General features: G+C 70.3%; 7 protein-coding genes. 4 read left to right on the plus strand and 3 right to left on the minus strand.

Features of this window, described 5'->3' with window-relative positions:
- The first annotated feature begins 29 nt into the window (after nucleotides 1-29).
- From ABT130_RS27570 to ABT130_RS27580, 3 genes are all read left to right on the plus strand, one after another.
- Entirely contained in the window at nucleotides 30-2,432 is a 2,403-nt protein-coding gene (locus tag ABT130_RS27570) for a helicase-associated domain-containing protein (protein ID WP_350959997.1), read from the plus strand.
- Nucleotides 2,433-2,853: 421 nt separating this feature from the next.
- Complete coding sequence (locus ABT130_RS27575) at nucleotides 2,854-3,414, plus strand: DUF4190 domain-containing protein (RefSeq protein WP_350960000.1); 561 nt, start codon at nucleotides 2,854-2,856, stop codon at nucleotides 3,412-3,414.
- A 222-nt stretch (nucleotides 3,415-3,636) separates the two neighbouring features.
- Complete coding sequence (locus tag ABT130_RS27580; protein ID WP_350915629.1) at nucleotides 3,637-5,283, plus strand: DNA repair helicase XPB; 1,647 nt, start codon at nucleotides 3,637-3,639, stop codon at nucleotides 5,281-5,283.
- Nucleotides 5,284-5,471: 188 nt separating this feature from the next.
- On the opposite strand, the gene ABT130_RS27585 is transcribed toward ABT130_RS27580, so the two are convergent.
- Nucleotides 5,472-5,786: a hypothetical protein gene (locus ABT130_RS27585; protein WP_350960002.1), complete on the minus strand. Its 315-nt coding sequence runs from the start codon at nucleotides 5,784-5,786 to the stop codon at nucleotides 5,472-5,474.
- Nucleotides 5,787-5,917: 131 nt separating this feature from the next.
- Here ABT130_RS27585 and ABT130_RS27590 point away from each other — a divergent pair, with 131 nt between their 5' ends.
- Nucleotides 5,918-7,942 carry a HelD family protein gene (locus ABT130_RS27590; RefSeq protein ID WP_350960005.1) on the plus strand — a complete coding sequence of 675 codons (2,025 nt, stop codon included), beginning with the start codon at nucleotides 5,918-5,920 and terminating at the stop codon, nucleotides 7,940-7,942.
- A 13-nt stretch (nucleotides 7,943-7,955) separates the two neighbouring features.
- On the opposite strand, the gene ABT130_RS27595 is transcribed toward ABT130_RS27590, so the two are convergent.
- Entirely contained in the window at nucleotides 7,956-8,957 is a 1,002-nt protein-coding gene (locus tag ABT130_RS27595) for a YVTN family beta-propeller repeat protein (RefSeq protein WP_350960007.1), read from the minus strand.
- A 469-nt stretch (nucleotides 8,958-9,426) separates the two neighbouring features.
- On the minus strand, nucleotides 9,427-9,834 hold a 408-nt coding region (locus ABT130_RS27600; protein WP_350960010.1), incomplete at its 5' end, for a TCP-1/cpn60 chaperonin family protein.

The following is a 9,834-nucleotide window of genomic DNA, read 5'->3' on the forward strand; positions in this document are numbered from 1 at the left end:
TGTCGGTCAAGCCTCTTACCATTGACGGAATGAGCACGGAGTTCACCGAGTGGCTGCGCAGTCAGAGCGACGACCGGTTGCGGGCACTCGTCTCCGTACGCCCCGAGCTCATCACCCCCGTGCCCGCGCATCTGGAGGGGCTGGCCGGGCGAGCCGGCAGCCCGTCGGCGGTGGGCAGGGCACTCGACCGGCTCGACCGGTTCACACTCGCGGTCATGGAGACGCTGGTCGTGCTCCCCGCCCCTGTCCCCTACAGGTCACTACGCGCCCAGCTGGCCCGCGCCCTGCCGGGGGCGGCAGGCCCGGCCTTCCAGAGCGCCCTCAAGGAGGCGGTCGAGCGGCTGCGCACCATGGCGCTGGTCTACGGGCCCGACCGGGCCCTGACTCCGGCCCCCGGGGTGCGGGGGGCGCTGGACGCTCCCGCCGGGCTCGGCCCGCCCGCCGAGGAGGCGTTCCGGCACCATTCCGCCGAGCGGCTGGCCGAGCTGATCCAGGACGCCGGAGGCGAGGGCGGCGACACCAGGGAGGCCCTCGCCGCGCTGCTCGGTGATCCGGAGATCGTCGGACGGCTGGTCGAGGAGGTCTCGCCGCAGGCCCGGTCGGCGCTCAACGAGCTGGCCTGGGGGCCGGCCAGCGGCCGGGTGCCCAACGCCCGCCGCGAGGTTCGGGCCGCCACCGCACAGTCGCCGATCGAACAGCTCCTCTCCCGCGCGCTGCTGGCCGCCACCGGTGAGGAGACCGTGGTGCTGTCCCGCGAGGTCGCGCTGTTCCTGCGCGACGGCCGGATCCACCGGGACCTGTCCCCCCTCCCTCCCGCGTCCGGGGGCACCGAGCGCGACCAGGGGCTCGCCGACCGTACGGCGGCCGGACAGGCGTTCACCTTCACCCGCGCGGTGGAGGAGCTGTGCGAACGCTGGAGCGTCGACCCGCCCGGCGTGCTCCGCAGCGGCGGCCTGGCCGTGCGCGATCTCAGACGGGTCGCGACCCTGCTCGACCTGCCCGAGTGGGTGGCGGGGATGATCATCGAGGTGTGCTACGCGGCGGGGCTGGTCGCGGCGAGCGGCGCGGTCGACGGGGAGTGGATGCCCACCCCCGGCTACGACGGCTGGCGGGTGAAGGCCACCGAGGACCGCTGGGCCGTGCTGGCAGGCGCCTGGCTCACCATGGACCGGGTGCCGGGGGTCATCGGCGAGCGCGACGAGCGTGACCGGCTGCTCAACGCCCTCCATCCCGACCTGCGCCGCGCCGCCGCCGCCGAGGTGCGCGCCACCACCCTGGCCATGCTCGCCGCGACGCCGGGGGTGGCCCCCACTCTCGACGCGGTGCGGACGCGTCTGGCCTGGGAGCAGCCCCGCCGTCGCGGCGGCCAGCGCGACCAGTTGGTGGAGTTCACGCTGCGCGAGGCCGAGCAGATCGGTGTCACCGGCCTCGGACTGCTCTCCGGCCACGGCCGCGCCCTGCTTCCCGAGGCCCTCGACGGCCCCGGCGTCTCCGGTGACCCCGGCGGTGGCCGTGCCGCCTCCGCCGCCCGCCTGCTGCTCCCGTTGCTGCCCGAGCCGCTCGACCACGTGCTCCTCCAGGCCGACCTGACCGCCGTCGCCCCCGGGCCGCTCACCGGCGACCTGAGACGGTGGCTGGCACTGGCGGCCGAGGTGGAGTCGACCGGCGGTGCGACGGTCTACCGCTTCGACGAACGGTCGATCCGGCGGGCGCTGGACTCCGGGCAGGGCGCCGAGGAGATGCTGGCCATGCTGGAGCGCCACTCGACCACGCCGGTGCCGCAACCGCTCAGCTACCTGGTCACCGACGTGGCCCGGCGCCACGGCCGGATGCGCGTCGGCACGGCGAGCGCGTACGTGCGGTGCGACGACTCCTCGCTGCTGGACGAGGTGATGGCCGACAAGCGGGCGATCCCGTTACGGCTGCGGCGGCTCGCCCCCACGGTGATCGCTGCCCAGTCCTCCCGGCCGACGCTGGTCGACTCGCTGCGCGCGATGGGTTACGCCCCGGCCGCGGAGTCCCTCGACGGCGACGTGATCATCACCCAGCTCGACGTCCGCAGGACCGAGAGCACCCTGGCGGTCCGCGCCCCGGTCACGTTCGGCGGCCCCGAGGCCGACGTGGTGGCGGCCGCCGTCCGTGCCGTGCGCGCGGGTGACGCCGCCCACCAGGCCCGCAGGGCCCCGGTGGCCGCCCCCGGCGGCCAGGTGCCGCGCTCCCCCGCCACCGCCACGATCGTCGCCCTGCGCGAGGCCATCCGGCAGGGGTCGCAGGTCTGGATCGGCTACCTCGACTCCCAGGGCAACGCCACCAGCCGGATCCTCGAACCGGCCCGGATGGAGGGCGGCTATCTCACCGCCTACGACGAGACGCGGGCGGCGGTGCACCGCTTCGCCCTGCACCGCATCACCGGCATCGCCGACATCGCCTGAGATATCCTCGGCGGGTCCGGCCGGGATCGGGGACGGCCCCGGCATGCCAGGGAAAGGCCACGGGGTAGTCTCGATCTCGGGATGAGGCCGCCGCGAGCTCGGTCACCGGTCCTGCGGGACCGCGTCACTCGCCGGGACGCGAGGGCCCCTTCTCAGTCTCATCCCGGCCTTGGGCTCTGTCCCGCGGATCTTGACACCGCGAGGATCGGTCGGGTGCTGCCTCGCGAGGCGGAGGGAGGGAGCCGCGGTGGCCGACGACGCGGCGGGGCGTCGGCTGAGCGACCGCGATGGGCAAAAGTTCCAGGAGGGTAGGGCCTAGCTGCCGGAATGCGACGATTCCATTCGCCAAAGGCGCACGGCTTACGACCCATATCGTGATATCTGTTGATGTTCCGAGCTCCACAGAAGTGAGAGATCCACAGTGAGCAGCGGTCACTCCGAAGGCCCCAGCACCAACCCGGACGACTGGAAGAGCCCCTATAGCACGGGGCCCGGCCAGACCCCCGGCTACGGTCAACCCCAGCAGGGTAACCACTCCGAGCACTTCCAGCCGTCCGGCTACGGCCAGACCCCCGGCTACGGACAGCCCGGTTACGGCGAACCCGGCTACGGTCAGGGCTACGGGCAGCCCGGCTACGGTGAGCAGCCCTACGGGCAGGGTTACGGCGAGCCCGGCTACGGACAACCCGGCTACGGAAAGGGCTACGGCGCACCCCCGTACCGCAACACCGAGGGTGTCAGGACCCACGCGATCGTCGCCATGGTCATCAGCATCGTGCTCACGCTGAGCTGCTACGTGACCCTCGGCGGCCTGGTCGGCGTCATCCTGTCGAGTGTCGCCCTGGGCAGGGTGGACACCGACCCCCCGGGCGCCAGGAACCTGCTCAAGTGGACCTGGATCAGCATCGGCATCAACATCGGGCTGCTCATCCTGGGTGCGGCCGCCTTCATCATCGCCGGCATCAACGGCGCCTTCGACTGAACATCCCCGGGGACCGCCATCCGCGGCCTGTGGTCGCGCACGGGTGCCGTAGACCGGGCAGGCGAGGAATCGCCGGGTGGTGAGATCCATCACGCCGGACGGGAGGCGGGACTGCCCGGGCGTTCCCGCCCGTTGCACACAGGAGACATGGAGCGGGGCGCACCCGCGAGTGCGACCATGAGCTGATCCGCCGTAGCCCGCAGCGACCATAGGGAGAAGTCTGTGACTGACGGACCACTGATCGTCCAATCGGACAAGACCCTGCTCCTTGAGGTCGATCACGAGAAGGCCGGGGAGTGCCGCAAGGCGATCGCCCCGTTCGCGGAGCTGGAGCGCGCGCCCGAGCACGTGCACACCTACCGTGTCACCCCCCTGGCGCTGTGGAACGCGCGGGCCGCCGGGCACGACGCCGAGCAGGTGATCGACGCGCTGATCGCCCACAGCCGCTACCCCGTGCCGCACGCGCTGCTGGTCGACGTCGCCGAGACGATGTCGCGGTACGGCAGGCTCCGCCTGGAGAAGCACCCCGCCCACGGGCTCGTCCTGACCAGCACCGACAGGGCGGTGCTGGAGGAGGTGCTGCGCTCCAAGAAGATCCAGCCGCTGCTGGGCGAGCGGCTGGGCGACGACGGCGTGGCCGTGCACCCGAGCGAGCGCGGCAACATCAAGCAGCATCTGCTCAAGCTGGGCTGGCCCGCCGAGGACATGGCCGGGTACGTCGACGGCGAGCACCACCCGATCGCGCTCACCGAGGACGGCTGGGAGCTGCGCGCCTACCAGCGGGAGGCCGCCGAGGCGTTCTGGCACGGCGGCTCCGGCGTCGTCGTGCTCCCCTGCGGCGCGGGCAAGACGATCGTGGGCGCGGCGGCGATGGCGCAGGCCAAGGCGACGACGCTGATCCTGGTGACCAACACGGTCTCGGCGCACCAGTGGAAGCAGGAGCTGCTCAAGCGGACCTCGCTGACCGCGGACGAGATCGGCGAGTACACCGGTACGAAGAAGGAGATCCGGCCCGTCACCATCGCCACGTACCAGGTGATGACGACCCGCAGGCAGGGCGTCTACCGGCACCTGGAGCTGTTCGACGCCCGCGACTGGGGCCTGGTCGTCTACGACGAGGTGCACCTGCTGCCCGCGCCGATCTTCCGGATGACCGCCGACCTGCAGGCCAGGCGGCGGGTGGGCCTGACCGCGACACTCGTACGCGAGGACGGCCGCGAGGGCGACGTGTTCTCCCTGATCGGCCCCAAGCGGTACGACGCGCCGTGGCGGGAGATGGAGAACCAGGGCTGGATCGCCCCGGCCGACTGCGTCGAGGTGCGGGTGACGCTGACCGACGCCGAGCGGCTGGCCTACGCGATGGCCGAGTCCGAGGAGCGCTACCGGTTCTGCGCGACCACACCGTCCAAGACCCGGGTGACCGAGGCGCTGGTCCGGCAGCACCCGGGCGAGCAGGTGCTGGTCATCGGGCAGTACATCGACCAGCTCGACGAGCTGGGCGAGCACCTGAACGCGCCGGTGATCAAGGGGGAGACGAAGGTCAAGGAGCGGGAGCGGCTCTTCCAGGCGTTCCGCGACAGGGAGATCCAGGTCCTGGTCGTCTCCAAGGTCGCCAATTTCTCGATCGACCTGCCGGAGGCGGCGGTGGCCATCCAGGTCTCGGGCACCTTCGGGTCGCGGCAGGAGGAGGCGCAGCGGCTCGGCCGGGTGCTCCGGCCGAAGGCGAACGGAGGCGGGGCCCGGTTCTACTCGGTGGTCAGCCGCGACACGGTCGATCAGGATTTCGCCGCCCACCGGCAGCGGTTCCTGGCCGAGCAGGGGTACGCATATCAGATCATCGACGCGGACGACGTGCTCGCCGGAGAATAGCCCCACATGGCGAACACGTCGTCAATTTGTGTCAGGTCCACGAAATCCCGCGGGCTTTCGACAAACAAACCACCCCCTCGCTAGGCCTCGCGGCCACTGGCGACATACCCCCATGATCTGCGGGAGTCACCATGTTCGCCTGGCTTTTTCGCCATTTCACAGGAGAATGACGGAGGGTGCCAGGATGATTACCGAACGATCAGTCCACCGACAAAGAAAACGCTTTCCGCGATCATCCACATGATCACCGCAGCGATCATCAGAGTGATAAAACGATTTTCGTCACCGCGAATCCGGGGCATCAGCCAGGCACCCGCCGTGCAACCGGCCGCGATCACCGCGAACAGGGCCGATGTCCCGGCCACCCCGTCCAGCCGAGCCACGCAGCCCGGGTCGGAGCAGAATGCCTCCGGCCCCCAGCCCGCGAACACCGAAAACCCCCAGAGCGCGGCCAGGAGAAGATTGGCGACCGTCGGTATGACAGGGGAGATCCGCACGCCCATCGGGATACCCGCGCCCGCCGCGCCCCAGTCCGACGTTAATCCTTTTGAGACACACCGGTGCCACCGCTAGGCTGGCCCATTCGCTACCCGATGACCACCACCTCCGTTTATCGAATGGGAGGCGCTTCAGCGTGCCCGCACATCAATTGGCCCCTGACATAGCCGACGATCCCGCCCGGACCCTCGCCGCCGAGCGCGAGCACCTGGCCACCTCCAGAACGGCGCTGCGCGCGATGCGCGAGCACGCCCAGTCCCTCTCCTCCGACGCCGCCGGAGACTGGGTCTCCCAGCAGATCCTGCAGGCGCTGCTGGACCAGCGGGTGGCGGCGCTCGCCGACCACTCGGGCACGCCCCTGTTCTTCGGCCGCCTCGACCGCCAGGCGGACGACGACCTTCCCGGCACGGTCTACGTCGGGCGCAGGCACGTCCACGACGAGCGCAGCCGCCCCCTGGTGATCGACTGGCGCGCCCCGGTCTCGCGGGCCTTCTACCAGGCCAGCCCGTCCGACCCGATGCGCGTCGTGTTGCGCCGCCGGTTCGGCTACCAGGGCGGCGACCTGACCGCCTACGAGGACGAGCGCCTCGACCAGGGCGGCGCCGCCCTCGCCCAGAGCAGGATCCTCACCGAGGAGATCGAGCGCCCCCGCTCGGGACCGATGCGCGACATCGTCGCGACGATCCAGCCCGACCAGGACGAGATCGTCCGCTCCGAACTCGGCCGGACGGTGTGCGTCCAGGGTGCCCCCGGCACCGGGAAGACCGCCGTCGGCCTGCACCGGGCCGCCTACCTGCTCTTCACCCACCGTGAGCGGCTCGCCAGGTCGGGTGTGATGATCGTCGGCCCGAACCGGGCGTTCCTCTCCTACATCTCCTCGGTCCTGCCCGCGCTGGGCGAGGTCAAGGTCGACCAGACCACGATCGCCGGGATCCTCGGCGACCACTCCGCGCCCGAGGACCCCGCGGTCGGCACGCTCAAGGGCGACGCGAGGATCGTCGGTGTGCTGCGACGCGCCCTGTGGGCGCACGTGGTCAAGCCCACCGAGGGCGTGCTGTTCACCAAGGGGATCAACCGCTACCGGGTGGCGGACCACGAGGTCCGCGAGATCGTCGCCTCGCTCCGCGGCACCACCCGCTACGGTCCGGGGCGCGCGACGCTCGCCCAGCGGCTCGCCCACCTGGTGCTCGTCCGGATGGAGCAGCGCGGTGAGTCTCCCGACGACCGGGTGCAGGACGCGGTCGCCAGGTCCAAGCCGGTCAGGCAGCTCGTGGACGCGGTCTGGCCCAAGCTGACCCCGCAGCAGGTGCTCCATCGGCTGTTCAGCGACCCCGCCTTCCTCGCCGCCGCCGCCAAGGACGATCTCACCGCCGCCGAGCAGTCGCTGCTGCTCTGGCTCAAGCCTCCCAAGTCCTTCCGCTCGGCTAAGTGGTCGGCGGCCGACGGCGCGCTGATGGACGAGCTGGGCGACATGATCGAACGGACCGTCCCGCTGGGCCACCTGGTCGTGGACGAGGCCCAGGACCTGTCGGCGATGCAGTTGCGCGCCCTCGGCCGGCGCTGCCGCACCGGCTCCGCCACCGTCCTGGGCGACCTCGCCCAGGGCACCACGCCCTGGTCCGCCCGGTCCTGGACCGAGGTCCTGGGCCATCTGGGCTTCGAGGACGGCGCCGTCACCGAGCTGACCCTCGGCTTCCGCGTGCCTCGCGAGGTCCTCGACTACGCGGCCAGGCTGCTGCCCTCCGTCGCCCCGGACCTGGCCGCCCCCCGGTCACTGCGCCCCGGCGCGGGCTCCCTGTCGGTGCGGCCGGCACCCGACCTGACCGCGGCACTGGCCCATGCCGCGCGGGAGGCGCTCGCCCGCGAGGGCTCGATCGGCGTCATCGTCCCCGACGCCCTGGTGGGCGCCGCGTCCGAGGCCCTGTCCGACCTGGATCACCGGGTGCTGAGCCCCGACACCGTCGAGGACCACCGCCTCCTGGTCATCCCGGCGACCCTGGCCAAGGGCCTGGAGTACGACCACGTGATCGTGGCCGAACCCGCGGACATCGTCGACGCCGAACCTCGCGGCCTGGCCCGCCTGTATGTGGTCCTGACCCGGGCCGTCACCTCACTGACCGTCCTGCACGCCCGGGAGCTTCCCGCCCAGCTCGCCGGGTGACCGCCTGATCGGGCTACGGTCCGCTCCCCGGCCCGCGCGCACTGGTCGGGGCGGTACTCCGGCGAATGTGATGCGCCGCTCTGATCCCGAAAGGATTTATACCGACCGGGATGACCCTGATGACCCCGTTGGTCTTGGGGTTGATCACAGTCACGCTGTCCGTGTCCAGGTTGGCCACATAGATCTGGGCACCGTCAGGGGAGATCGTGATTCCGAAGGGAGAGCCCTCGACCGGGATGGTGGCGGTGACCTTGTTGGTCTTGGCGTCGATCACCGTCACGACGTTCGGAATCAGGTTGGTCACGTAGACGTAGGCGCCGTCATCGGAGACCGCGATCCTGAAAGGATGGTTACCCGCGGGAATCTCGGCGATGACCTTGTTGGTCCTCACGTTGATCACCGACACGGTGTCGGAGTCCTGGTTGGCCACATAGACAAGGGGACGAGTGGGAGAGAATCTGATCCCGAACGGACTGTGGCCGACCGGGATGGTGGCGATGACCCTGTTGGTCACCATGTCGATCACCGACACGGTGTCGGAGTCCTGATTGGCCACATAGACACGGCGATAGGGAGCGGCGGCGAGTCTGAAGGGGCTGTGGCCGACCGGGATGATGGCGATGACCCTGTTGCTCCTCGTGTCGATCACCGACACGACGTTCGCCTGCACATCGGTCACGTAGACGCGGGTGCCACCGTAGGAGACGTCGACCCCGACAGGGTGGCCGTCGATGGGGATGGTGGCGGTGACCTTGTTGCTCCTTGTGTCGATCACCGACACGTTGTCCGACTGCGCGTTGGTCACGTAGACATGTGCGTTGTCGGGAGCGACCGCCACCCCGATGGGGTTCTCACCGACGGTGATGGTGGCGGTGACCGTGTTGGTCGTCGTGTCGATCACCGACACGGTGTTCGACTGTGAGTTGGCCACGTAAACGACATTCTCCGGCGGCGTGGTCGCCACAGCCGTGGCCGTCGGCGCCGCCAGTCCGGCCACGATGACCAGCACCGCCATGGCTGGGAGGACACGTGACCGCCACCCACCCCCCGGTAACCGACCAGGTGGTTTCCAGTGGTTATGATCCATCGTTCCCCTCACCTACCGCTGCACCACCAAGAACCCCGTCACTACAGCAAGGACTTTGTTCTATGGCCGCACGGCAGCGCGTCCCGGAAACGACACACCGGCTTGAACTCTTGTTCCGTCCGCCTTGTCCATTTATTGCTTGATAGCACCGAAGTCAGCCGACCAGCTGGGATGTGACCGCGCCCCTCGGCCGGTCCCCGGCTTTTCGAGATCCCTCTTCTCCGTACCGGCCGGCGCCGGATCGAACTCCGCGGCTCGTGGCCTCTCCGGCGGCGCCCATCGGGACGGCCCCTTCGAGGACGCACGACGACAGGTGACGGACGATGCCTCGGGGAACACGTAAAAGAGGCGCCCCCGACATCTCGGGGTCGCCTCTTTTACCTGAAAGCGGTTGGACTTAGAAGTCCATGTCGCCGCCGCCGGGCATGGCGGGAGCGGCCGCGGCCTTCTCGGGCTTCTCGGCGATGACAGCCTCGGTGGTGAGGAACAGCGCCGCGATGGACGCCGCGTTCTGCAGAGCGGAACGCGTCACCTTGGCCGGGTCGATGATGCCCGTCTCGAACAGGTTGACGTACTCGCCGGTGGCGGCGTTGAGACCCTCACCCGCGGGAAGGTTGCGCACCTTCTCCACCACGACGCCGCCCTCAAGGCCGGCGTTGACGGCGATCTGCTTCAGCGGCTCCTCAAGGGCCTTCTTGACGATCGCGGCACCGGTGGCCTCGTCGCCGGAGAGCTCCAGCTTGTCGAACGCCTTGGCGCCGGCCTGCAGCAGAGCCACGCCACCGCCGGGGACGATGCCCTCCTC

The sequence above is a fragment of the Streptosporangium sp. NPDC001681 genome (assembly GCF_040298085.1).
Classification (GTDB): Bacteria; Actinomycetota; Actinomycetes; order Streptosporangiales; family Streptosporangiaceae; genus Streptosporangium.

Excerpts from the sequence above, each read along its gene's own strand:
- ABT130_RS27570 (WP_350959997.1), top strand. The coding sequence starts at position 30 with ATGAGCACGGAGTTCACCGAGTGGCTGCGCAGTCAGAGCGACGACCGG.
- ABT130_RS27585 (WP_350960002.1), bottom strand. The coding sequence starts at position 5,786 with ATGGGCGTGCGGATCTCCCCTGTCATACCGACGGTCGCCAATCTTCTC.
- ABT130_RS27595 (WP_350960007.1), bottom strand. The coding sequence starts at position 8,957 with ATGGCGGTGCTGGTCATCGTGGCCGGACTGGCGGCGCCGACGGCCACG.